Raw genomic sequence first — 23,003 nt, 5'->3', positions numbered from 1 at the left:
GGATTACCACATCAAATCGTCGGGCACTTTAAAGTCGGCGTACGGATCGTCTTCATCCTGTTCTTCCTGACTCAGCGCGCTGTGCAGCACAATGCTCGCCGCATCGCGCTGCGCGATTTTATCGGCGACGCTCGCGGGGATAATCGCGTATTCACACTCTTCCCGGTTCTCGACCACCAAGCGGGCAATGGCGAGGCGGCCATTGATCAGCTGGGTCTGCGTCGCCTTATCCACCAGGATTTTCTTGATCAGGTTGCCGTCGGTAAAGTTGAAACCGATATCACCTTTCGCCAGAACGATGCGGTTCATCTCGATCAGTTGCTTCACCTGCGCCTTGTATTCTTTGGACAGTGCGGCTTGCTTTTGCTGCTCGTTCAGCGCTTTATCGCGCTCAAGCTGCGCCTTTTTATTCTCTTCCACCGCCTCTCTGGCCTCACGGGCCTGAACGCGTGATTTTTTAGCCGTTCTTTGGACTTTGGCCATTTTCTTGCTGGTTACCAAGCCCGCTTTGAGCATCTGCTCTTGTAAGGTGAGTTTTGTCATGTTCGTGTCTGAAGCCGTGGGATCATGGGGGGATTATACCCGTAATTTTTCAGGCTGCACCAGGTTGCCGGCCCGGTACGTTGGCGGTTTACGCTGCAGAGCAACGGCGATAAACCGACCCGAACGCCAGATCATGAATAGCGCTCATGTGGTAATGAAATTAAGTCTCTTTCACTCCCTGCGGGACTCTGGCAAAAATAGACCTCATTAAAGACAGACAATATGAAATCGGCTGAATGAAAAAAAGATAAAAACAACCCATTGAAAGAAATGGATAAATCCAGCCTTCATATCATATAACAGGATGCTATAAGACGATGAATAGAGACTTTACCTTTACGATTAAGAGCAGTTCTTTCGATGAAGATTATAACCCTTCTGAAAGTACGCGTATCACCACCAACTTCGCCAATTTGGCCAGAGGGGAAAACCGCCGGGAGAACCTGCGCAATACGCTGGTGATGATTAACAACCGCTTCAATACGTTGGCGCATTGGGATAACCCCAAGGCCGATCGCTATTCGGTCGAGCTTGAAATCATCTCGGTTGAGATGCGCGTTGAAGATCAGGGTGCCAGCTTCCCGGTGATCGAAATCCTGAAAACCAACATCATTGATAAAAAAACGCAAAAGCGTATCGAGGGCATCGTTGGGAACAATTTCTCCTCTTACGTGCGCGACTACGACTTTAGCGTCTTGCTGCCGGCGCACAATAAAAACACGGCGGAATTTACCATTCCGGATGATTTCGGCGATTTGCACGGCAATATCTTTAAGCACTTCGTCAATTCAAACGAATACCATGAAAATTTCAGCAAACCGCCGGTGATCTGCCTCAGCGTGTCCAGCAAAGACACCTACCATCGGACGGGCAATCAACACCCGGTGTTGGGCGACGAGTATCGGCAAGACGGCGCTTCGCTGACCGACCGGTATTTTAAAAAAATGGGCCTGCAGGTGCGCTACTTCATGCCGAAAAATAGCGTCGCGCCCCTGGCGTTTTATTTCCCCGGGGATTTGCTGAGCGATTACACCGATCTGGAACTGATCGGCACCATCAGCACGATGGAGACCTTCCAGAAAATTTATCGGCCTGAAATTTACAATGCCAACTCGGCGGCGGGGCAATGCTATCAGCCAAGCCTGAATAACCAGGATCATTCATTAACCAAGATTGTTTACGATCGCGAAGAGCGTAGCCAGTTAGCGATTGAGCAGGGGAAATTTACGGAAGAGCAATTTATCAAACCCTACAAACCTCTTCTTGAGCAATGGTCTGCTCACTACGCGCTTTGATTCACTCAAATACAGGTCATCTATTATGAAAATATTGCTCCCTACGTCGACCGCCGGCAGCTTGCCCAAACCTGTCTGGCTGGCCCAACCGGAAACCCTGTGGTCGCCTTGGAAATTGCAGAATGAAGAATTAATCGAAGGGAAACAGGACGCCTTGCGTTTGTCGCTGGCAGAGCAACAACAGGCCGGCATCGATATCGTCAGCGATGGCGAGCAAACGCGCCAGCACTTCGTCACGACGTTTATCGAACACCTCAGCGGCGTCGATTTCGAGAAACGCGAAGTGGTTAAAATCCGCAATCGCTACGAGGCGAGCGTGCCAACCGTTGTGGGGGCGGTCTCGCGCCAAAAACCCGTTTTCGTTGAAGACGCCAAATTTTTACGCCAGCTGACCAAGCAGCCGATTAAATGGGCCCTGCCGGGGCCGATGACCATGATCGACACGCTTTATGACAACCACTATAAAAGCCGCGAGAAATTGGCCTGGGAGTTCGCCAAGATCCTCAATCAGGAAGCTAAAGAGCTCGAGGCCGCCGGCGTCGACATTATTCAGTTTGATGAGCCCGCATTTAACGTGTTCTTTGACGAGGTGAATGACTGGGGCATTGCCGCCCTGGAAAGAGCCATTGAAGGGCTTAAGTGTGAAACCGCCGTACATATCTGCTATGGATATGGGATTAAAGCCAATACCGACTGGAAAAAGACGCTGGGCTCGGAATGGCGGCAATATGAAGAGGCGTTTCCGAAACTGCAAACGTCCAACATCGATATCATCTCCCTGGAGTGCCATAACTCGCACGTGCCGATGGACCTGCTTGAACTGATCCGCGGCAAAAAGGTGATGGTCGGCGCCATCGACGTAGCGAATCATGCCATTGAGACGCCAGAGGAAGTGGCCGCTACGCTGCGCAAAGCGCTGCAGTTTGTCGATGCCGACAAGCTCTATCCGTCGACCAACTGCGGCATGGCCCCCCTGCCCCGTCAGGTCGCCCGCGGCAAGCTGAATGCGTTAAGCGCAGGTGCCGAGATCGTGCGCCGAGAGCTGTTAGCCAAATAACCTTGCCAGCGCCCGCCACAGACACCTCCTGTGGCGGGCGATTATCATCAATTCCCCCTCCCCGCAACGTCCCCGCTCTGGTGTATACTCGGATTTCTACGCGATGCCAGCCACAGCGGTTTTGGTTCAGGCCTGGCCTGAACAGCCCTCAGCCAGCCCACACCAGCCGAATAACAGTGGAATAACCATGAGCCCAAATACCGCTCGCATCAGCGAAATCATCGATCGCGCCAGGATCTCCCCCTACCAAATCCTGATCCTCACCCTGTGTTTCCTCATTGCCCTGCTGGACGGTTTCGATACCGCCATCATCGGCTATATCGCCCCGGCGCTGCGCGAAGAGTGGGATCTGCTGCCCGCTCAGCTCTCTCCCGCCTTCGGTGCGGGGCTGTTCGGCCTGCTGATCGGCAGCCTGCTGTTCGGGCCGATCGCCGACGCCTTCGGCCGCAAACGCGTGCTGCTCGTCGCGGTGCTGGTGTTTGGCGGCTGCACCCTGGCTTCGGCCTATACGCATTCGATCGAATCCCTGACCCTGCTGCGCTTCATCACCGGCATTGGCCTCGGGGGCGCAATACCAACTTGCATCACCCTCAGCTCGGAGTACTCACCGGCGCGCCGCCGCATGCTGATGGTCACCTTGAGCTGGAGCGGCTTTACCGCTGGGTTAGCCCTGGGCGGCCTGCTGGCCGGGCAGATTATCCCGGCGTTCGGCTGGCGCGGCCTGCTGCTGGTCGGTGGCATCGCGCCGTTGGCGCTGCTGCCGCTGTTGGCCTGGCAGATGCCCGAATCAGTACGCTTTATGGCCGCCAGCGCCAAACATGCCGATCGGCTGCGCCGGGTGGTCGAGCGTATCACCGGCCAGCGTTGGGCCGGTGTGACGATTGTCGATGACGAGCGTCCGGCGCAGATCAAATCACCGATCTCGCATCTGTTTATCGAAGGGCGCGCCGTGCGCACCCTGCTGCTGTGGGCGGCGTTCTTCTGTTCGCTGTTCGTGTTCTACCTGCTCACCAGCTGGTTGCCGACGATACTCAAAGACGCCGGTTTCGATATCGCCCACGCCTCGCGCATCGGCGCGATGGTGCCGCTCGGCGGCACCCTGGGCGCCATTCTGATGGCGCTGCTGATGGATCGGGTCGGGCCCTACCGCGTGCTGGCCGTCTCCTACCTGGGTGCCGCGCTGGTGATTGGCGCCACCGGGTATCTGATGGGCGACGTCTACACGCTGGCCGCCGTCGTGTTCCTTATCGGCTTCGGCGTGGCCGGCGCGCAGAACGGCCTGAACCTGGTTTCCGCCACCCTTTACCCGACCGCAGCCCGCGTGACCGGCGTCAGTTGGGCCATGGCCAATGGCCGCTTTGGTTCGATCGTCGGCTCGATGCTCGGCGCCTGGATGATGACCGCCGCCGGCTCGACGGAGGTGTTCTTCCTCTGGCTGGCGCTGCCGGCGCTGTTGGGCGCCGCCGCCATCTTCCTGCTTTATCGCCTCAGCCTGCGCCGCCGCGTGCCGCTCACGGAGCCGGCAGCGGACATCTGACCGCCCTAAAAGAAAAGGCCGAGACGCCATCGGTAGCGTCTCGGCCTGCAGTAAAAAAAGGGGGCCAAGGCCCCCTTCTGTGTTATTCCGCCTTGGCGGAAGCGTCTTCAGTGCGATACAGGTGCACGTCCATCTGCGGGAACGGAATGCCGATGTTGTGGGCATCCAGCGCGCGCTTGAAGTTTTCCATCAGATCGAAGTACACGTTCCAGTATTCCGCATTGGTGGTCCAGGAACGGGTCACAAAGTTCAGGGAAGATGGCGCCATCTCGTTCAGACGCACAGTCACGCCTTTAGCGTGCATGATGCGCTTGTCGGCGGCGATCACATCGCCCAGCACCTTCTTCACCACGTCGATATCGGCGTTGTAGGCCACGCCTACCACGATATCCACACGGCGGTTCGGCTCGCGGGAGTAGTTGATGATGTTGCCGGCGATGATTTTACCGTTTGGCACCACGATGGTTTTGTTGTCTGCGGTGCGCAGGGTGGTGGAGAAAATCTGCACCTGATCGACGGTACCGGCCACGCCGCCCAGATCGACATATTCACCCACGCGCAGCGGGCGGAAGATCACCAGCAGCACGCCGGCGGCGAAGTTAGACAGCGAGCCTTGCAGCGCCAGACCGACGGCCAAACCGGCGGCACCCAGCACCGCGATCACCGAGGTGGTCTGCACGCCGACGCGCCCCAGCACCGCGATGAAGGTGAACGCCAGCACGCCGTAACGTACGATCGCCGACAGGAAGTCTGCCACCGTGGCGTCGATGCCGCGCAGTTTCATCACGCGGTTCAGCGCATTGCCGACCACGCGGGCCACGATCGAACCGATGATCAGGATAACGATGGCGGCGACGATATTCACCGCGTACTGGATCAACAGATCCTGGTTCTTCACCAACCAGTTGCCGGCACCGTTGATGCCGTCTACTACATTCAAATCTTTCATTCGTGTCGTCCTAACTCAGTCCCTAACGGGAGAAACTCGCAAAAATACACTGGCCTCGGCAGCCAGTAGGAAACCACCGCCTAAGGGTAACCAACATTAAAGGCTCATGCCAACCGTCAGCGTTAAAAATAGCCGAAACCGCCCGCCGCGTCTTCTATGCTGAAAACAGCGCGTTGGCTATTTCACGACAAGGGATCCGTTCTTCATGCACATTCGCTCTTCGCTCAAACACTATTGGCAAGTGCGGCCCAGGCTGCTGTTTTCCGTCGGCGCCGGGCTGCTGTGCTTTCTGCTGCTGCCCGCCCAGCTCTCGTTGCTGCAGCGCCTAATGATCGGCTGGAATACGCTGGCCTGGCTCTATCTGCTGTTTCTCTGGCGGCTGATGCTGGTCAGCACACCGCAGCACATTCGCCAGATCGCTCGGCGACAGGATGAAAGCGCCAGCACGGTGTTGGCGCTGGTCAGTTTCGGTTGTCTGGTAAGCATTCTGGCGATCCTGTTCGAATTGAGCAGCGCCAAACAGGCCAGCGACTCGCTGAAAACGCTACATCTGGCGTTAACCGGCGCAACGCTGGCAGTCTCCTGGCTGCTGCTGCCGACCGCCTTCACCATGCACTATGCCCATCAGTTTTACCGTCAGGGCGCGCAGCAGGATCCTTTGCCGCTGCTGTTTCCCGGCAATCTCACCGAGCCGACCTATCTGGACTTCGCCTACTTCTCCTTCACCATCGCGGTCGCGTCGCAAACGGCCGACGTGGCGGTCGGCGCCGCGGAGGTGCGTAAAATCGCGCTCGTGCAGTCGGTTATTTCGTTCGTGTTCAACATGCTGATCCTGGGCCTGTCGATCAACGTCGGTGCCGGCCTGCTGGGCTGAAAACGAAAAAGGCTCCCCGCAGGGAGCCTTATGCACGTGCAACAGGTGCCGAAGATTACAGAACGTCTACCGCGTTCAGATCTTTGAAAGCCTGCTCCAGACGCGTCACCATGCTGGTCTGCGCTGCGCGCAGCCATACGCGTGGATCGTAGTATTTCTTGTTCGGCTGATCGGCGCCTTTCGGGTTGCCCAGCTGGCCCTGCAGGTAAGCTTCGTTCGCTTTGTAGTACTGCAGGATGCCATCCCAGGTCGCCCATTGGGTGTCGGTGTCGATGTTCATTTTGATCACGCCGTAACCCACAGACTCTTTGATCTCTGCGTCGGTAGAACCGGAACCGCCGTGGAACACGAAGTTCAGGCTGTTGTGCGGCAGGTTGAATTTCTTGGACACGTAGTCCTGAGAATCACGCAGGATGGTCGGAGTCAGCTTGACGTTGCCTGGCTTGTACACGCCGTGCACGTTACCGAAGGAGGCTGCGATGGTGAAGCGCGGGCTGATGGCGTTCAGTTTTTCGTACGCGTAAGCCACGTCTTCCGGCTGGGTGTACAGTGCGGAAGCGTCCATATGGCTGTTGTCCACGCCATCTTCTTCACCGCCGGTGCAGCCCAGTTCGATTTCCAACGTCATGCCGATTTTGGCCATGCGCTTCAGGTAGGCGCTGCAGATCTCGATGTTTTCTTCCAGAGATTCTTCAGACAGATCGATCATGTGGGAAGAGAACAGCGGTTTGCCGGTAGCGGCGAAGTGCTTCTCGCCGGCGTCCAGCAGGCCGTCCAGCCATGGCAGCAGTTTCTTCGCGCAGTGGTCGGTGTGCAGGATCACCGGCACGCCGTAGTGTTCAGCCATCTGGTGAACGTGGTGTGCGCCAGAGATAGCGCCCAGAATCGCTGCACCCTGAGGCACATCGGTCTTCACGCCTTTGCCGGCGATGAACGCGGCGCCGCCGTTGGAGAACTGAACGATAACCGGCGCGCGCACTTTAGCCGCGGCTTCCAGCACTGCGTTGATGGAGTCGGTACCCACGCAGTTTACCGCTGGCAGCGCAAAGTTGTTCTCTTTAGCAACTGCGAAGACTTTCTGAACGTCATCACCCGTGATGACACCCGGTTTTACGAAATCAAAAATTTTAGACATGTTACTTTGTCCTGTTTCGTCGGCCGTAGATGGATGTAAATCGATGTTTTCACGCCGCGCAGCGTGAGCCACGCGGTATAAAACAAACGGGCGGCTTTCGCCTCCCGTTGTCTGAATTACTGCTTAGCGCGCTCTTCCAGCATCACGACTGCAGGCAGCGGTTTCCCTTCAACGAATTCCAGGAATGCGCCACCGCCGGTGGAGATGTAGGAAATTTTGTCAGCGATACCGAACAGATCGATGGCTGCCAGAGTGTCGCCGCCGCCAGCGATAGAGAAAGCGTCGCTATCGGCGATCGCGCGGGCGACAATTTCGGTGCCCTTACGGAAGTTAGGGAACTCGAATACGCCAACCGGGCCATTCCACAGAATGGTCTTGGCGTTCTTCAGGATAACGGCCAGACGCTCGGCAGAGACGTCGCCCATATCCAGAATTTGCTCGTTGTCCTGGATCTCGTTGGCCTGCTTCACGGTCGCGGTCGCGGTTTCAGAGAACTCGGTCGCCACGCGCACGTCGGTCGGAACCGGGATGTCGCAGGTTTCCAGCAGTTTCTGCGCGTTCGGGATCAGATCCGGTTCGTACAGGGACTGGCCCACGTTGTTGCCCTGCGCCGCCACGAAGGTGTTGGCGATGCCGCCGCCGACGATCAGCTGATCGGCGATTTTTGACAGGGAATCCAGCACGGTCAGTTTGGTGGAGACTTTAGAGCCGCCCACGATGGCGACCATCGGACGGGCCGGGTTGCCCAGGGCCTTGCCCAGCGCTTCCAGCTCGGCGGACAGCAGCGGGCCGGCACAGGCGACAGGCGCGAACTTGCCCACGCCGTGGGTGGAAGCCTGCGCGCGGTGCGCGGTGCCGAACGCGTCCATCACGTACACGTCGCACAGCGCCGCGTATTTCTTGGACAGGGTTTCGTCGTCTTTCTTCTCGCCCTTGTTGAAGCGGACGTTTTCCAGCACCACCAGTTCGCCTTCGGCGACGTCGACGCCATCCAGATAATCCTTCGCCAGACGCACTGGGGATTTCAGATGATCTTTCAGGTAGTTGACCACAGGCAGCAGGGAGAATTCTTCGTTGTACTCGCCTTCGGTAGGACGACCCAGGTGGGAGGTTACCATCACGCGGGCGCCTTGCTTCAGCGCAGCTTCGATAGTCGGCAGGGAAGCGCGGATACGCGCGTCGGAAGTCACTTTACCGTCTTTTACCGGCACGTTCAGATCGGAGCGGATCAGTACGCGTTTACCCGCCAGATCCAGATCGGTCATCTTAATTACAGACATGGTGAACCCTCTTTATTGAATCTCTATAAAATTGCCTGAGCAGCGCGCCCATCACGCCGGCGCCGCCGTACTAGAAACCGCTGGCGGCCATTGCCCGTGTTGTATCCAACATCCGATTGGCAAAGCCCCATTCATTGTCGCACCAGACCAAGGTCTTTATCAGGTGCTGCCCGCTGACCCGGGTCTGCGTACCGTCGACGATAGCGCTGTGCGGGTCATGGTTAAAATCAATCGAGACCAATGGTAATTCCGTGTAGTCAACTATACCACGAAATGATTCCCGTGCGGCCTTTTGCAACAGCTGGTTGACCTCCGCCACCTTCACCGCGGCGCTCACGCTGACGCTAAGATCGATAGCCGTCACGTTGATGGTCGGCACGCGCACCGAGATAGCCTCGAAGCGATCGCAAAACTGCGGGAAGATGCGGGTGATGCCCGCGGCCAGCTTGGTATCGACCGGAATGATCGACTGGCTCGCCGCGCGGGTGCGCCGCAAATCCGCGTGATACGCGTCGATCACCGGCTGATCGTTCATCGCCGAGTGAATGGTGGTCACGGTGCCGGACTCGATGCTGTAGGCGTCGTCCAGCAGCTTGATCACCGGAATAATGCAGTTGGTGGTGCACGAGGCGTTGGACACGATGCGGTGTTCCGCCAGCAGCGTCTGATGGTTGACGCCAAACACGATGGTGGCGTCCAGATCGTTGCCGCCCGGATGGGCGAACAGCACTTTCTTCGCCCCCGCCGCCAGATGGGCTTCGCCATCCGCCCGGCTGCCGTACACGCCGCTGCAGTCCAGCACCACGTCGACGCCCAGCTCGCCCCAGGGCAACTGCTCCACCGCCGGCTGGTGCAACAGGCGAATCGCGTCGTCTCCGACGCTCAGCGTGTCGCACTCTTGCCGCACATCCCACGCAAAGCGGCCGTGGCTGGAATCGTACTTCAGCAGATGGGCCATGCCTTCGGCGTTCGCCAGCTCGTTGATCGCCACCACGGAGATTTCCGCCCGTCGTCCCGATTCGTACAGTGCGCGCAATACGCTGCGGCCGATGCGGCCAAAGCCGTTTATCGCTATGCGGATGGTCATGCTGCTCCTGAAAAAGGGCCGTCCACGCCGGGTGACTCACCGGCGCCGCCCGGCGCTGACTGGTTGTCTCACTAACCCGCATAGAGTAGTGGATCGTACCGCCCGCTGTGAATCGCCGAGTTTGCATTATTCCCGCGCTTCAGCGGTTTTTCACCGCCGTCACATCGGCATTTCTGTTGAAGAGTGCTTCAACTGAAACGCTTCAGCTGAGCATAAACCAAAGTTTTGGCAAAAGGAACAGGTGCGACAGTTCCTCAGGTAACGGAGGGGAGTTTTACGAGCATAAGATGATCTGGCGCACATTTTTGGCCTCAAGACCGCGACGAATTTTCGCTCGCCGGCCCCGTTTCGCCGTAGTGCTCACGAAAATAGTCGCGCAAAAATTCGACCGTCACCCGCACTTTCGCCGACGTTGCCAGCCGGGAAACGTACACCGCCCAGATGTTGGCCGGCTGATAATACTCCGGCAGGATGTGCACCAATCTGCCGCTGTCGATGTTCTCTTTTACGTCCCAGGCGGAACGCAGCGCAACGCCCTGCCCGTCCAGACACCACTGGTGCACGATCTCGCCGTGGTTCGACGCCAGCGCCCCCGTCACCTTCACCGTCTCTTCGCCGCCCGGCCCCTGCAGCCGCCACAGCCCGAACGGGTGATCGCGTTCCTTGATCACCAAACAGGTGCGGCCCGCCAGCTCCGCCGGGTTTTTCGGCACGCCGTGGCGCTGCAGGTACGCCGGCGAAGCGCACAAGATGCGCTGATTGTCCGCCAGCTTGCGCGCAATCAGATTGGGAGCGATATCGTCGCCGATGCGGATATCCAGATCGAACCCTTCGCTGACCAGATCCACCAGCCTATCGGACACGTCGAGCCGCAGCTCCAGCTGCGGGTACTGCCGCGCCAGCGCCGACAGCGCCGGCGCCACGAAACGCCGGCCGAAGCCGAAGCTGCTGACCACGCGCAGCATGCCCTGCGGCGCCTGACGCACCTCGGACAGCTCGTCCATCATCTGATCGACGTCGTTGAGAATGCGCTGCGCCCATTCGTAGATGCGTTCGCCGTCTTCGGTGATCGCCACTCGCCGCGTGGTGCGGTGCAGCAACGACACGTCCAGCGCTTTTTCCAGCAACGCAATGCGTTTGCTGATAAAGGCCGGCGACACGCCCAGCTCTTCGGCGGCGGCGGCAAACCCGGCGCGGCGCGCCACCAGCACGAACACCCGCAGGTCACTCAGGATCGGCATATTGTTCATGATTCGTGTTTTATGTTTCACCGTTTTCAGGGTTGATTAACAGTTAGTCAATTATAGGATAAGAGTGTTGTCAATCTCCCCTACCTACAAATGAGACCTCTGTATGAGCAAAACCTATAAAATTGCCGCCATCCCCGGGGACGGTATCGGGCGGGAAGTGTTGCCGGAAGGCATACGAGTGTTGCAAGCGGCGGCGGCGCGCTGGGATCTGTCGCTGGAATTCGACACTTTCGAGTGGGCCAGCTGCGACTACTACCAGCACCACGGCCAGATGATGCCGGACGATTGGTTTGAGCAGCTCAAGGGCTTCGATGCCATCTACTTCGGCGCCGTCGGCTGGCCGGATACGGTGCCCGATCACATTTCGCTGTGGGGGTCGCTGTTGAAATTCCGCCGCGACTTCGAGCAGTACGTCAACCTGCGCCCAGTACGGCTGTTTCCCGGCGTGCCCTGCCCGCTCGCGAACAAACAGCCGGGCGATATCGATTTCTACGTGGTGCGCGAAAATACCGAAGGGGAATACTCCTCGCTCGGCGGACGGATGTTCGAAGGCACTGAACGCGAGATGGTGATCCAGGAATCGGTCTTCACCCGTCAGGGCGTGGACCGCATCCTCAAGTACGCCTTTGAGCTGGCGCAACAGCGCCCGCGCAAGCGCCTGACCGCAGCCACCAAGTCCAACGGCATGGCCATCAGCATGCCGTACTGGGATGAGCGCGTGGCGGAGATGGCGCGCCGGTATCCGGACATCGCCTGGGACAAGCAGCACATAGATATTCTATGCGCGCGCTTCGTGCTGAACCCCGAACGCTTCGACGTGGTGGTGGCCTCCAACCTGTTCGGCGATATTTTGTCTGATCTCGGCCCGGCCTGCACCGGCACTATCGGCATTGCGCCGTCGGCCAACCTGAACCCGGAGCGCAACTTCCCGTCGCTGTTCGAGCCGGTGCACGGCTCGGCGCCGGACATTTTCGGCAAAAACATCGCCAACCCGATCGCCATGATCTGGAGCGGCGCGATGATGCTGGACTTCCTCGGCGACGGCGATGCCCGTTACCGCCAGGCACACGACGGCATCCTGCAGGCGATCGAGCGCATCATCGCCGACGGGCCGCGCACGCCGGATATGCGCGGCGATGCCTCCACTCAGCAAGTCGGCCAGGCGATCGCCGCCCTGCTGCAACGCTAAACACCGCTGATTTTCCTGCGCAGGGCGCGTTTTCGCGCCCTGCTTTGCCATGTCCGCTTTTCCGCTTCGATCGCCGCCGCAAATCCGTTGAAAACCACCGCAGAAAGCACGCCAATACCCCGGCCAAGATCACAACAAATTGTTTACATACTGTGTTTTATCCTTTTACAGATGCCCCAATTGTGGCCCTCCCGTAATTTGTGCACACTCAAAAATGTTAATGAAGAGTAAACATTTCCGGTGGCGTTCTGCCGGGGCGGTTGCTCCTCGCGGTGTAACAAAACAAAGGGTTCAAACCAATAAGGCCCGGGCGCACCCTACTCTTCGCGCACCGGCCCACCACCGATAACAGGAGTTCACTCCCATGCAGAGCACCCCTAAAAAGGATGTCACGCTCATCGCCATCAGCCTGTGCAGTATTGCGCTGATCGCCATTTGCCTGATGCTCTTTCCAGCTCAATCCGCGCTTATCGCCAACACCATTTTCAACGGCGTCACCCGGCTGTTCGGCTCAACCATTCAAATCCTGGTGCTGATCGCCCTGCTGGTGGTGCTGTATCTGGCGTTGAGCAAATACGGCAACATCCGCCTCGGCGAAGGCAAACCGCAGTACTCCACGTTAGCCTGGCTGTTCATGTTCATCTGCGCTGGCCTGGGCTCGTCCACCCTGTACTGGGGGGTGATGGAATGGGCGTATTATTACCAGACGCCGGGGCTGAACATCGCGCCGCGCACCCCGAAGGCGCTGGAATACAGCATCAGCTACTCCTTCTTCCACTGGGGCCTGAGCGCCTGGGCGACCTATGCCCTCGCCTCGCTGATCATGGCCTACCACTTCCACGTGCGTAAGAACAAAGGGCTCAGCCTATCGGGGATCATTTCCGCCATCACCGGTGTGCGCGCCAACGGCCCGATCGGGCGGTTGGTGGATCTGATCTTCCTGGTCGCCACCGTCGGCGCCCTCACCATTTCACTGGTGCTGACGGCCTCTACCTTTACCCGTGGGCTGACGGCACTGACCGGCATCCCGGACAATTTCGTGGTGCAGGCGACGGTGATCCTGCTGGCCGCGGTGATCTTCTGTCTCAGCTCTTACATCGGCATCGACGGCGGCATGCAGCGCCTGAGCAAAATGGTCGGCTGGGGCGCCTTCGCCTTCGCCGGGCTGGTGCTGCTGGTCGGCCCGACCGAGTTCACCATCAACAACACCATCAACGCCATCGGCCTGACGGCGCAAAACTTCCTGCAGATGAGCCTGTTCACCGATCCGATGGGCGACGGCAGCTTCAGCCGCAGTTGGACGGTGTTCTACTGGCTGTGGTGGATATCCTATACCCCGGGCGTGGCGATGTTCGTCACCCGCGTCTCGCGCGGCCGCAAGATTAAAGAAGTGATCTGGGCGTTGTTGCTCGGCAGCACCCTCGGCTGCTGGTTCTTCTTCGGCTCGCTGGAAAGCTATGCCATGCACCAGTTCATCAGCGGGCAGCTCAACGTACCGGAGATCCTCAGCACCCAGGGCGGCGAAACCGCCGTGCAGATGCTGCTGACGGCGCTGCCGCTCGGCAAGCTGTTCCTGGCCGCCTATCTGTTCATCATGATCATTTTCCTGGCCTCGCACATGGACGCGGTGGCCTACACCATGGCCGCCACCAGCACCCGCAACCTGCAGGAGGGGCAAGATCCCAGTCCGATGCTGCGCCTGTTCTGGTGCGTGGTGATCACCCTGATCCCGCTGTCGATCCTGTTTACCGGCGCCTCGCTGGACACCATGAAAACCACGGTGATCCTGACCGCGCTGCCGTTCCTGCTGGTGCTGCTGGTGAAAACCTACGGCTTTGCCCGCTGGCTAAAGCAGGACTACGCGGCCATCCCGGCGCACCTGATCGAAAGCAGCCCGCCGGCGCTGCCCGAAGCACCGGCGGCCGCCGAACTCCCCGCTCCATCGTCGTATCAACCGCGCCCTATGGCGAAATGACAATAAGAAAAGAGGAAGGTTAACTTATGAGCACTCTGATCCCTGAATTTACCTTACCGAAAGATTTCTGCGCCGACGCCCGCGAGGCTTACACCATTCCAGCCCGGTTCTATACCCACCAGGCGGCGTTCGAGCACGAAAAAGAGCAGGTGTTCGCCACCAGCTGGATTTGTGTGGCGCACCGCAGCGAGCTTGCCCAACCGAACGACTACATCACCCGCGAGATCATCGGTGAAAACATTCTGGTGGTGCGCGGCCGCGACAACGTGCTGCGCGCCTTTTACAACGTCTGCCCGCACCGCGGCCACCAACTGCTGGCGGGCGACGGCCGGGCGAAGAACGTCATCACCTGCCCTTATCACGCCTGGGCGTTCAAGCTGGACGGCGAACTGGCGCACGCGCGCAACTGCGAAAACGTGCAGAACTTTGATAAGGAAAACTCGCACCTGATGCCGGTGCGGGTCGAAGAGTACGCCGGGTTTATTTACGTCAATCTGGACTCGCAGGCCGGCACGGTGGAAGACCAGCTGCCGGGCCTCGGCGCCAAAGTGCGCGAGGCCTGCCCGCAGGTCGACGATCTCAAGCTGGCGGCACGCTTCGTCACCCGCACTCCGGCCAACTGGAAGAACATCGTCGACAACTACCTCGAGTGCTACCACTGCGGCCCGGCACACCCCGGCTTCGCCGACTCGGTGCAGGTCGATCGCTACTGGCACACCCTGCACGGCAACTGGACGCTGCAGTTCGGCTACGCCCGCCCTTCCGAGCAGTCGTTCAAGTTTGAAGAGGGCAAAGAATCCAGCTTCCACGGCATCTGGCTGTGGCCGTGCACCATGTTCAACATGCCGCCGCTGGAAGGCATGATGACGGTGATCTATGAGTTCCCGGTCGATGCGGAAACCACCCTGCAGCACTACGACATCTACTTCACCAACACCGATTTGAGCGACGAACAGCTCAAACTGATCGACTGGTACCGCGACGTGTTCCGCCCGGAAGATTTGCGGCTGGTGGAAAGCGTGCAAAAAGGCCTGAAGTCGCGCGGCTATCGCGGCCAGGGGCGCATCATGGCCGACGGCGCCGGCAGCGGCGTCAGCGAACACGGCATCGCCCACTTCCACAACCTGCTGGCGCAGGTTTATCAACCTTGATGCGACGGGGCCCGCGGGCCCCTTTCCCCTGACTTGTGAGGTTCTTGTGAAAATTTCCGATCGGGCGCTATTCCGCCAACAGGCATATATCAACGGCCAATGGCGCGACGCCGACAACCAGGAAACCCTGCCGGTGAGCGATCCCGCCACCGGCCGGCCAATCGGCAGCGTGCCCAACATGGCGACGGCCGAAACCGAACAGGCGATCGACGCCGCCCAGCAGGCGCTGGAAGGCTGGCGCGCGCTGCCGGCGCAACAGCGCGCGCTGCTGTTGCGCCGCTGGTTCGAACTGATGCTGGAGCACCAGCAGGATCTGGCCAACCTGATGACGCTGGAGCAAGGCAAACCGCTGGCGGAATCGCTGGGTGAGATCCGCTACGCAGCCTCCTTTATCGAATGGTTCGCCGAACAGGCCAAGCGCGCCAACGGCGACATCATTCCTTCGCCGAGCAGCGATAAACGCCTGATGGTGCTGAAACAGGGCATCGGCGTGTGCGCGGCGATCACGCCCTGGAACTTTCCGGCGGCGATGATCACCCGCAAGGCCGCGCCGGCGCTGGCGGCCGGCTGTACGCTGGTGGTCAAACCCGCCAACGAAACCCCTTATTCAGCGCTGGCGATGGCCGAACTGGCCGAGCGCGCCGGCATTCCCGCCGGGGTATTCAACGTGGTGACCGGCAACTCGCAGGCGATCGGCGCCGAGCTGACTCGCCACCCGCAGGTGCGCAAACTCAGCTTTACCGGCTCCACGCCGGTGGGCAGGCTGCTGATGCGCCAGAGCGCGGACACCATCAAGAAAGTGTCGCTGGAGCTGGGCGGCAACGCGCCGTTCATCGTGTTTGACGATGCGGACATCGATGCCGCGGTGGAAGGCGCACTGATCGCCAAATACCGTAACGCCGGGCAGACCTGCGTCTGCGTCAATCGGTTCTACGTGCAGCGCGGCGTTTACCCGCAGTTCGCCGAGAAGTTTGTCGCCCGCGTGGCGGCACTGCAAGTCGGCAATGGTTTCGAACCCGGCGTGCAGATCGGCCCGCTGATCAACCGCAAGGCGTGCGACAAGGTGCTGGAGCTGCTCGATGACGCGCTGAGCAAAGGTGCTCAGATGCTGACCGGCGCCACGCCGCACGCGCTGGGCGGCAATTTCTTCACGCCGACGGTGCTGGGGGACGTTCAGCCCGGCTCGCTGCTGCTGGAAGAGGAAATCTTCGGCCCGGTCGCGCCGCTGGTGGTGTTCGATGACGAAGCCGAGGCGATCCGTCAGGCCAACGACACCATCTACGGCTTGGCCGCCTACTTCTACACCCGCGATGCGGCGCGCATCTGGCGCGTTTCGGAACGGCTGGAGTACGGCATGGTCGGCATCAATACCGGGCTTATCTCCAACGAGGTGGCGCCGTTCGGCGGGGTGAAACAGTCGGGGCTGGGGCGTGAAGGCTCCGAATACGGCATCGAAGACTATCTGGAGCTCAAATACCTGTGCCAGGCGGTATAACTTTTTCATGCGCGGGGACGCCCGCGCTTTGGAGCCAATGAATGACCAGCTATCAGATGCTTGATGTCCGCATCGTCGACATCGAAACCGTCACCGCACGGGTCAAGCGCTTTACCCTTGCGGATCCGCAAGGCCGGCCGCTGCCCGCCTTCAGCGGCGGCAGCCACATCATCGTGCAAATGCAGGACGGCGAGCAGCGCTACAGCAACGCCTATTCGCTGCTCAGCTCACCGTTCGAACTCGAGCATTACCAGATCGCCATTCGGCGCGAGTCTCCTTCCAAAGGCGGTTCCGACTTCATGCATGACCGGCTGGCGGTCGGCGATACGCTGACCATCAGCACCCCGAATAACCTGTTCGCGCTGGCGCCGGAAGCGCAACATCACGTGCTGATCGCCGGCGGCATCGGCATCACGCCGTTTATGGCCCATCTGCATGAGCTGCAACGCAGCGGCCAACGCTACCATCTGCACTACTGCTTCCACAGTGAAGAGCACAACGCCTTCCAGCAACAGCTGATGCAAGCGCCGTTCGCCGACAACGTCAGTTGCCATGTCTCCAGCCTTGGCGGCCGGTTGGATCTGGCGCGCACGCTGGCCGATGTGGAACCCGGCGCCCATATCTACGTCTGCGGCCCGGCGGCGCTGAACGAAGCGGTCTACCGGATCGCCGCCGAACGGGGTATCGATGCCGGTCGCTTGCACAGCGAAGCCTTTGCCGCCGAAGACACGGCGGGCGGCGCCTTTACACTGGTGCTGGCTCGATCGGGTATTGAGCTTGAAGTCGCGCAAGACATGACCATCCTGCAGGCGCTGGAAAACAGCAAGGCGGCCAAGGTCGAGTGCCTGTGCCGCGAAGGCATTTGCGGCACCTGCGAAACCCGCATCATCGAAGGGGAAGCCGATCACCGCGATCAATATCTCAGCGAGGAAGAACGCACGGCGCAGCAGACCCTGTTGATCTGCTGCTCGCGCGCCAAAGGCAGCCGGCTGGTGCTGGATTTGTAAAAGGAACGCCCGCATCGGCGGGCGTCCTGATTAGGCTTTCGGGAATATCCACAAATGCTCGGCCGGCAGGGAGAGCCGGCACAGCGTTTGATCGCGCGCCTCGTGGCCATAGGCACGCACCACGAAATCTTCGGCCACGGTGCGGAACAGGTATTCCCAGCGATCGCCGAGATACATGCTGGTCAGCAACGGCAGCTCAAGCTGGTTGCCCTGCGGATCTTCACCCAACCGCACGCGCTCGACGCGGATCACCGCCGTGCCCTCCTGCCCGACCTGCACGCCTTCGCCCGCTTTGCCCCACAGCGCCCAATCCTTACCTTCGATGCGCGCCCGATCGCCTTCCAGCGCGACGACCTTGCCCGGCAACCGGTTGTTGCTGCCCATGAACTCGGCGGTGAACAGCGTGGTGGGCGAACCGTACATCTCCTGCGGCGTGCCCTGCTGTTCGATTTTGCCGTTATTGAGCAGCAGGATGCGATCGGAAATGGCCATCGCCTCGTTCTGATCGTGGGTCACCATCAGCGCCGACAGACCCAGCTTGATGATCAACTCGCGCAGGAATACTCGCGCCTCTTCGCGCAGCTTGGCGTCAAGGTTGGACAGCGGCTCATCCAGCAGGATCACCGGCGGGTTGTAGACCAGCGCGCGCCCGATCGCCACGCGCTGCTGTTGGCCGCCGGAGAGTTGGTGCGGATGGCGTTTGGCCAAATGCCCCAGCCCGAGCTGATCCAGCACCGCCTGCACCCGCTGGGCGATTTCCGCCGAGGCAGTCTTACGCAGTTTCAGCGGGTAAGCGACGTTCTCAAACACCGTTTTATGCGGCCACAGGGCGTAGGACTGAAACACCAGCCCCAGATTGCGCTCTTCGGCGGGAATTTCACTGCGTGCGCTGCCGTTGTACACCGCGCTGTTGCCGATGACGATCCGCCCCTGGCTCGGTTTCTCCAGCCCGGCTACCGCCCGCAGCAGCGTGGTTTTGCCGCTGCCCGACGGGCCCAGCAGCGAGACCACTTCGCCCCGTTTCAGATCCATCGACACCCCTTTCAACACCGGGTTGTCGCCATAGGTCAAATGCAGATTCTCTACCGAAAGTTCAATCATGTAATTTCACTCCAAAGCGCAAGGCGATCCCCAGCCCCAACACCACCAGCAGGATATTGATGAACGACAGCGCGGCGACGATATCGATAGCGCCCGCGGCCCACAGGGAAACCAGCATCGAGCCGATGGTTTCTGTGCCCGGAGACAGCAGATACACCCCGGTGGAATATTCGCGTTCAAAGATCAGGAACATCAGCAACCAGGAGCCGATCAGGCCGTAGCGCGACAGCGGAATGGTGACGTGGCGGGTGATCTGACCGCGGCTGGCGCCGGCGCTGCGCGCCGCCTCCTCCAGCTCCGGTCCCACCTGCAGCAGCGTAGAAGAGATCAGCCGCAGGCCGTAAGCCATCCACACCACGGTGTAGGCCAGCCAGACGCTGAAGATGGTGCTGCGCAGCGAACGCAACCAGACGATCACGTTCTCGCGCAGCCACTCGGCCATCGGCAGCACTGACAGCCAGCCTTCCTTAAGCGATTTGTCCAACCACATCGGCAGGAACAGAAACACCCACAGGAACGCCAGGCCGGCCAACAGCCCCGGCACCGCGCGCGGCACCAGCACGCTGTAGTCGAGGAAGCGCGTGGCGCCATCCGGCTTGCGGTGCATGGCAATGCCGATAAACAGATAGCACGCCACCGCCAGCGCCCCGCCGATCACCCCGATCGCCATCGAGTTGACGATGGCGCGCAGCAGGTTGGGTTGCGCCCAGATGGTGCGGAAGGTGTTGATCGACAGTTCGTCCCAGACAGACACGCCCACGCCCCAGTTGGAGATAAAGGCGCGCAGCACTACGCCGATCAGCGGCACGCCGATGGTCACGGTCAGCCAGAACATCACCACCGCGCCGGCCACCCAGCGCCATTTGCCCAGCGGCAGCGCGCGCGCCTGCGAGGCTTTGCCCTTGACGGTGACGAAACGGTTGGCGGTACGCATCAGCCTGCGCTGCAGCATCACCAATGGAATGGTGATGCAGATCAGCACCACCGCTACCGCCGCCATCAGGTGGTAAGAAGGCGTGCCCAGCTTGTTGGTCAACTGATACAGGTAGGTCGCCAGCACCAGGTTGCCTTCCGGATCGCCCAGCACCAGCATCAGGCCGAACACCTCCAGCCCGAGGAAGAACAGCAGCACCCCGGCGTACAAGATAGACGGCCGCACCATCGGCAGGCTGACGGCGGTCATCACCTGCAGCGGCGTAGCGCCGGCGGTGCGCGCCGCTTCTTCAACGTCGGAGCCCACGCTGCGCAGCGCCGAGGAGATGTACAGATACGCGTGGGGCACGTGCGTCAACCCGGCTATCACCACGATGCTGGCCATCGAATAGATGTTCCACGGCACGAAACCCAGCAACGCTTCCGCCCACAGCGAGAAGAAGCCGACCGGCCCCGCCGCCACCACGTAACCGAAACCCAGCACCATCGGCGACACGAAGATCGGTACCAGAATCAGCGGTTCGATGATCCGCCGCCCCGGCAGATCGGTGCGCACCATCAGAAAGGCCAAAATGCCGCCGAGCGGGATGGCGATAATCACCAGGCCGAATGCCAGAATAAAGCCGCTTTTCAGCGCTTTGTAGAAATCCGGATCGGTAAAGATGAACTCGAAGGCCTCCAGGCTGAAGACCTTGGAGGGAGAGAAAAACGGAGCCGAGAGGAAGCTTTGAATGATGATAAACGACAGGGGGACATAGATAACCAGCGCGGTTATCAACACCACCAGGCCGCGCGGCAGGCTCTGCCACTTTCTGCGCCATGCTTGCATAAATGCTCCCTATGGTTGTAAACGACGACCAAAGGGCGCGCGCCCGTGCGGCAGGCGCGCGTCCGAATGCAGTCCCTGTTATTTCGCCGCGGCGGCGCGCCATTGTTTGATGTAGTCGAGACGTTTGGCCGGCTGCAGATATTCCAGCAGGCTGTCATCGACCGGGATCGGCTTGAGCGCGTTACCCAACAGCTTGGTCATGCCATCGATGTCGTTCTTGCCTTCGATGTCGTTGCGGATCGAGGGGATATCCGCCTGATTGGCGAGAATATTTTGCCCTTTCTCCGACAGCACGTAGTCGAACCACAGCTTGGCGGCATTAGGGTTGCCGGCCTCTTTGCTGATGAAGCTCACGCGCGACAGCACCAGGGTATAGTCTTTCGGATAGACGATGCCGAGCGACGGATCGCTCTTGGCGCGGGCCTCGGCGTATGAACCGAGGATATTGAAGCCGATCAGGTTTTCACCGGAGGAGACGCGCTCCATCATGGTGCCGGTGGAAGATTGCACCGCCAGCCCGCCCTTGGCCACGTCGGCCAGCGTTTTGAAGTAGTTAGGATCGGCCTTGAAGTCCTGCACCGACAGCATGAAGCCGACGCCGGATTTTTCGATGTCGTAGGTGGTGACTTTCTTCTTGAATTTGTCCGTCTGGCCGGCGATCAGTTTAGCCAGCGCCGCGTGTGAATCCGGCACATCGCCCTGCGGGATCAGCCGTTTGTTATAGATAAACACCACCGGCTCATAGGTGGTGCCATACACTTTATCTTGCCATACCGCCCATTTTGGCAGCTGAGCCCGCTCCGGAGAGGCATACTCCTGCGCGTAATCGCCCGCCAGTTTCAAAATGGTGTCCATCGACGAACTCCACACCAGGTCGCCGCTGGTGCCGCCGGCCGCCTGCTCGCTGATAAAGCGGTTATACAGTTCGGTGCTGTTCATGTCGTTGTATTCGACCTTGATGCCCGGATACAACGCCTCGAACCCCTGGATCAGCGGCGCCGCCGCCTTGGTGTCGGTGGTTGAATAAATCACCACCTTGCCTTCTTTCTTCGCGCCGTCGACCAGTTTCTGATAGTCGGCGGGGTAGCCCGCCGGGAAGGCCGCATAGGCGGAAACGGAGCCCAGTAAGGTGATAGCAGCTACGGTCGCGCTGATTTTTTTCATCATCATCCATCCCCTGATCACATTTAATAAACCAAAAATTAACATACAGTTAATATTTATGACGAGGCAACGGCGTTGCTTGTTATCTTTCGGTTTTGTGAGGTTGGACGTTTTTCAGCCAATAAAAAGCCCGGCAGCGCGGGCTTTACAGCACTTCCTATCGCAGACTATTCGGCCAGGTGAGAGCGCCGCAGCAGGCGAATTCGCTGTACGATGGCAACCCCCAGCAGCGTCAGAACAAATCCCGCCAGCTGCACCAGCGACAACGCCTCACCAAACAGCGCGTAAGCCTGCAGCGCCGCCGCCGGCGGCACCAGCAGCATCAGCGCGGTAATGCGAGTCAAATCGCCGTGGCGCACCATCCAAATGAACAGCGCGGTGCCGCCCAGCGACAACACGCCGGCCGACCACAGCAGCGAGAACCACAGCGTTGGCGAATTGTCCCAGGCGCCTGAGCCCATTACGGCCGCCAGTACGCCGGTCACGATCGCCGCGCCGAGGTGCTGAATGGCGCCTGCCGCCCGCAGATCGGCCGCTGCTAGCGAAGACTTCTGCACCATGATGCCTATCGTCAGCGCAACGATGCTGCCAAACCCCATCAGGATCGGCAGCAGCGCCATATTGCCGACGTCGATGCCGGTCAGCCGCGGGGAGAGCACCAGCGCAACGCCGATAAAACCGACCGCCAGCCCGGCCCAGGAACGTAACCCGATCGGCTTACGCAGCACCAGCGCGAAAATCAGCGCGGTAAACAGCGGCTGCAATCCGCCGATCAGCGACATCACTCCGGCTGCCAGGCCGTTCGCCACCGCCCACCAGCTTGCGGCAAGGTAAACACCGTTCATCAACATGCCGGTCAGCAGGTGCATTACGAACTGTCGCCCCTTGGGCCAGGCGCAATGCAGCGCCAGCAGAGCGAATACTGCCGCGGCGATCAAAAAGCGAAAGGTCAGGAAAAGGTTGGGATCGGCATGATCCGCCACCGCCCGCGCGGCAATAAAACCGGTCGACCAAATTAATATCAGGAAAAACGGCGCAATAAATGCCTTTCGCCGATCGCGTTTTTCGCGCTGGGTTATTTCCATATCACTACCTAAAAAATGCCGTTGATGAATTAATGCAGAGCATACTAACCAATTTAACACGGGCTTA

19 protein-coding genes are annotated in these 23,003 nt (G+C 59.8%); 9 read left to right on the top strand and 10 right to left on the bottom strand.

The window, feature by feature from the left end:
• Window positions 1-3: 3 nt before the first annotated feature.
• On the bottom strand, window positions 4-543 hold the full coding sequence (locus tag FOT55_RS06395) for a DUF2058 domain-containing protein (protein ID WP_025304173.1): 540 nt from the start codon (window positions 541-543) through the stop codon (window positions 4-6).
• 317 nt (window positions 544-860) lie between these two features.
• Between FOT55_RS06395 and FOT55_RS06390 the strand changes: the two genes are divergently transcribed.
• The 3 genes from FOT55_RS06390 (at window position 861) to FOT55_RS06380 (ending at window position 4,432) form a co-directional block, all read left to right on the top strand.
• On the top strand, window positions 861-1,838 hold the full coding sequence (locus tag FOT55_RS06390) for a DUF1852 domain-containing protein (RefSeq protein WP_025304174.1): 978 nt from the start codon (window positions 861-863) through the stop codon (window positions 1,836-1,838).
• 25 nt (window positions 1,839-1,863) lie between these two features.
• Window positions 1,864-2,895 carry a methionine synthase gene (locus tag FOT55_RS06385; protein ID WP_049206152.1) on the top strand — a complete coding sequence of 344 codons (1,032 nt, stop codon included), beginning with the start codon at window positions 1,864-1,866 and terminating at the stop codon, window positions 2,893-2,895.
• A 187-nt stretch (window positions 2,896-3,082) separates the two neighbouring features.
• Complete coding sequence (locus tag FOT55_RS06380; RefSeq protein ID WP_049206153.1) at window positions 3,083-4,432, top strand: MFS transporter; 1,350 nt, start codon at window positions 3,083-3,085, stop codon at window positions 4,430-4,432.
• An 82-nt stretch (window positions 4,433-4,514) separates the two neighbouring features.
• Here the strand turns inward: FOT55_RS06380 and mscS are convergent, their stop codons facing one another.
• Window positions 4,515-5,381 carry a small-conductance mechanosensitive channel MscS gene (gene mscS, locus FOT55_RS06375; protein WP_025304177.1) on the bottom strand — a complete coding sequence of 289 codons (867 nt, stop codon included), beginning with the start codon at window positions 5,379-5,381 and terminating at the stop codon, window positions 4,515-4,517.
• 205 nt (window positions 5,382-5,586) lie between these two features.
• On the opposite strand from mscS, the gene FOT55_RS06370 reads away from it, so the two are divergent.
• Window positions 5,587-6,255, top strand: coding sequence for a DUF1345 domain-containing protein (locus FOT55_RS06370; RefSeq protein ID WP_025304178.1), 669 nt, complete (start codon window positions 5,587-5,589; stop codon window positions 6,253-6,255).
• Between the two features lie 55 nt (window positions 6,256-6,310).
• Here FOT55_RS06370 and fbaA read toward each other — a convergent pair whose 3' ends face one another.
• The 4 genes from fbaA to FOT55_RS06350 form a co-directional block, all read right to left on the bottom strand.
• Window positions 6,311-7,390: a class II fructose-bisphosphate aldolase gene (gene fbaA, locus FOT55_RS06365; protein ID WP_025304179.1), complete on the bottom strand. Its 1,080-nt coding sequence runs from the start codon at window positions 7,388-7,390 to the stop codon at window positions 6,311-6,313.
• 116 nt (window positions 7,391-7,506) lie between these two features.
• Complete coding sequence (pgk, locus tag FOT55_RS06360) at window positions 7,507-8,670, bottom strand: phosphoglycerate kinase (protein ID WP_025160206.1); 1,164 nt, start codon at window positions 8,668-8,670, stop codon at window positions 7,507-7,509.
• A 70-nt stretch (window positions 8,671-8,740) separates the two neighbouring features.
• Window positions 8,741-9,757 carry an erythrose-4-phosphate dehydrogenase gene (gene epd / locus FOT55_RS06355; RefSeq protein ID WP_004931582.1) on the bottom strand — a complete coding sequence of 339 codons (1,017 nt, stop codon included), beginning with the start codon at window positions 9,755-9,757 and terminating at the stop codon, window positions 8,741-8,743.
• A gap of 311 nt (window positions 9,758-10,068) precedes the next feature.
• Window positions 10,069-11,028 (bottom strand): LysR substrate-binding domain-containing protein, encoded by a 960-nt coding sequence (locus FOT55_RS06350; RefSeq protein ID WP_269149643.1) that lies wholly within the window; start codon window positions 11,026-11,028, stop codon window positions 10,069-10,071.
• Between the two features lie 82 nt (window positions 11,029-11,110).
• On the opposite strand from FOT55_RS06350, the gene FOT55_RS06345 reads away from it, so the two are divergent.
• The 5 genes from FOT55_RS06345 to FOT55_RS06325 all read left to right on the top strand — a co-directional run bounded on the left by FOT55_RS06345 (window position 11,111) and on the right by FOT55_RS06325 (window position 17,824).
• Complete coding sequence (locus FOT55_RS06345; protein ID WP_025304181.1) at window positions 11,111-12,196, top strand: tartrate dehydrogenase; 1,086 nt, start codon at window positions 11,111-11,113, stop codon at window positions 12,194-12,196.
• A 364-nt stretch (window positions 12,197-12,560) separates the two neighbouring features.
• Window positions 12,561-14,171, top strand: a complete 1,611-nt coding sequence (locus FOT55_RS06340) for a BCCT family transporter (protein WP_025304182.1) — start codon at window positions 12,561-12,563, stop codon at window positions 14,169-14,171.
• A gap of 26 nt (window positions 14,172-14,197) precedes the next feature.
• Window positions 14,198-15,322: an aromatic ring-hydroxylating oxygenase subunit alpha gene (locus tag FOT55_RS06335; protein ID WP_025304183.1), complete on the top strand. Its 1,125-nt coding sequence runs from the start codon at window positions 14,198-14,200 to the stop codon at window positions 15,320-15,322.
• 46 nt (window positions 15,323-15,368) lie between these two features.
• Window positions 15,369-16,817, top strand: a complete 1,449-nt coding sequence (locus tag FOT55_RS06330) for an NAD-dependent succinate-semialdehyde dehydrogenase (RefSeq protein WP_147823244.1) — start codon at window positions 15,369-15,371, stop codon at window positions 16,815-16,817.
• A 41-nt stretch (window positions 16,818-16,858) separates the two neighbouring features.
• Window positions 16,859-17,824 (top strand): PDR/VanB family oxidoreductase, encoded by a 966-nt coding sequence (locus tag FOT55_RS06325; RefSeq protein ID WP_147823243.1) that lies wholly within the window; start codon window positions 16,859-16,861, stop codon window positions 17,822-17,824.
• 30 nt (window positions 17,825-17,854) lie between these two features.
• Here the strand turns inward: FOT55_RS06325 and FOT55_RS06320 are convergent, their stop codons facing one another.
• From FOT55_RS06320 to FOT55_RS06305, 4 genes are all read right to left on the bottom strand, one after another.
• Complete coding sequence (locus FOT55_RS06320; RefSeq protein WP_043142690.1) at window positions 17,855-18,925, bottom strand: ABC transporter ATP-binding protein; 1,071 nt, start codon at window positions 18,923-18,925, stop codon at window positions 17,855-17,857.
• Window positions 18,918-20,687 carry an ABC transporter permease gene (locus FOT55_RS06315; RefSeq protein WP_025304187.1) on the bottom strand — a complete coding sequence of 590 codons (1,770 nt, stop codon included), beginning with the start codon at window positions 20,685-20,687 and terminating at the stop codon, window positions 18,918-18,920. Before FOT55_RS06315 ends, FOT55_RS06320 begins: the two co-directional genes overlap by 8 nt.
• 78 nt (window positions 20,688-20,765) lie before the next feature.
• On the bottom strand, window positions 20,766-21,854 hold the full coding sequence (locus tag FOT55_RS06310; protein ID WP_043142713.1) for an ABC transporter substrate-binding protein: 1,089 nt from the start codon (window positions 21,852-21,854) through the stop codon (window positions 20,766-20,768).
• Window positions 21,855-22,018: 164 nt separating this feature from the next.
• A complete protein-coding gene (locus FOT55_RS06305; RefSeq protein WP_060434959.1) occupies window positions 22,019-22,936 on the bottom strand; it encodes a DMT family transporter in 918 nt (305 codons plus the stop codon).
• Between the last annotated feature and the right edge of the window lie 67 nt (window positions 22,937-23,003).

It is taken from the genome of Serratia bockelmannii, from assembly GCF_008011855.1.
GTDB classification, from domain to species: domain Bacteria; phylum Pseudomonadota; class Gammaproteobacteria; order Enterobacterales; family Enterobacteriaceae; genus Serratia; species Serratia bockelmannii.
The sequence above is the reverse complement of the archived record's forward strand: the minus strand, read 5'-3'. Positions and strand labels throughout refer to the sequence as shown.

Excerpts from the sequence above, each read along its gene's own strand:
- FOT55_RS06395 (WP_025304173.1), bottom strand. The coding sequence starts at position 543 with ATGACAAAACTCACCTTACAAGAGCAGATGCTCAAAGCGGGCTTGGTA.
- FOT55_RS06390 (WP_025304174.1), top strand. The coding sequence starts at position 861 with ATGAATAGAGACTTTACCTTTACGATTAAGAGCAGTTCTTTCGATGAA.
- FOT55_RS06385 (WP_049206152.1), top strand. The coding sequence starts at position 1,864 with ATGAAAATATTGCTCCCTACGTCGACCGCCGGCAGCTTGCCCAAACCT.
- FOT55_RS06380 (WP_049206153.1), top strand. The coding sequence starts at position 3,083 with ATGAGCCCAAATACCGCTCGCATCAGCGAAATCATCGATCGCGCCAGG.
- mscS (WP_025304177.1), bottom strand. The coding sequence starts at position 5,381 with ATGAAAGATTTGAATGTAGTAGACGGCATCAACGGTGCCGGCAACTGG.
- FOT55_RS06370 (WP_025304178.1), top strand. The coding sequence starts at position 5,587 with ATGCACATTCGCTCTTCGCTCAAACACTATTGGCAAGTGCGGCCCAGG.
- fbaA (WP_025304179.1), bottom strand. The coding sequence starts at position 7,390 with ATGTCTAAAATTTTTGATTTCGTAAAACCGGGTGTCATCACGGGTGAT.
- pgk (WP_025160206.1), bottom strand. The coding sequence starts at position 8,670 with ATGTCTGTAATTAAGATGACCGATCTGGATCTGGCGGGTAAACGCGTA.
- epd (WP_004931582.1), bottom strand. The coding sequence starts at position 9,757 with ATGACCATCCGCATAGCGATAAACGGCTTTGGCCGCATCGGCCGCAGC.
- FOT55_RS06345 (WP_025304181.1), top strand. The coding sequence starts at position 11,111 with ATGAGCAAAACCTATAAAATTGCCGCCATCCCCGGGGACGGTATCGGG.
- FOT55_RS06340 (WP_025304182.1), top strand. The coding sequence starts at position 12,561 with ATGCAGAGCACCCCTAAAAAGGATGTCACGCTCATCGCCATCAGCCTG.
- FOT55_RS06335 (WP_025304183.1), top strand. The coding sequence starts at position 14,198 with ATGAGCACTCTGATCCCTGAATTTACCTTACCGAAAGATTTCTGCGCC.
- FOT55_RS06325 (WP_147823243.1), top strand. The coding sequence starts at position 16,859 with ATGACCAGCTATCAGATGCTTGATGTCCGCATCGTCGACATCGAAACC.
- FOT55_RS06320 (WP_043142690.1), bottom strand. The coding sequence starts at position 18,925 with ATGATTGAACTTTCGGTAGAGAATCTGCATTTGACCTATGGCGACAAC.
- FOT55_RS06315 (WP_025304187.1), bottom strand. The coding sequence starts at position 20,687 with ATGCAAGCATGGCGCAGAAAGTGGCAGAGCCTGCCGCGCGGCCTGGTG.
- FOT55_RS06310 (WP_043142713.1), bottom strand. The coding sequence starts at position 21,854 with ATGATGAAAAAAATCAGCGCGACCGTAGCTGCTATCACCTTACTGGGC.
- FOT55_RS06305 (WP_060434959.1), bottom strand. The coding sequence starts at position 22,936 with ATGGAAATAACCCAGCGCGAAAAACGCGATCGGCGAAAGGCATTTATT.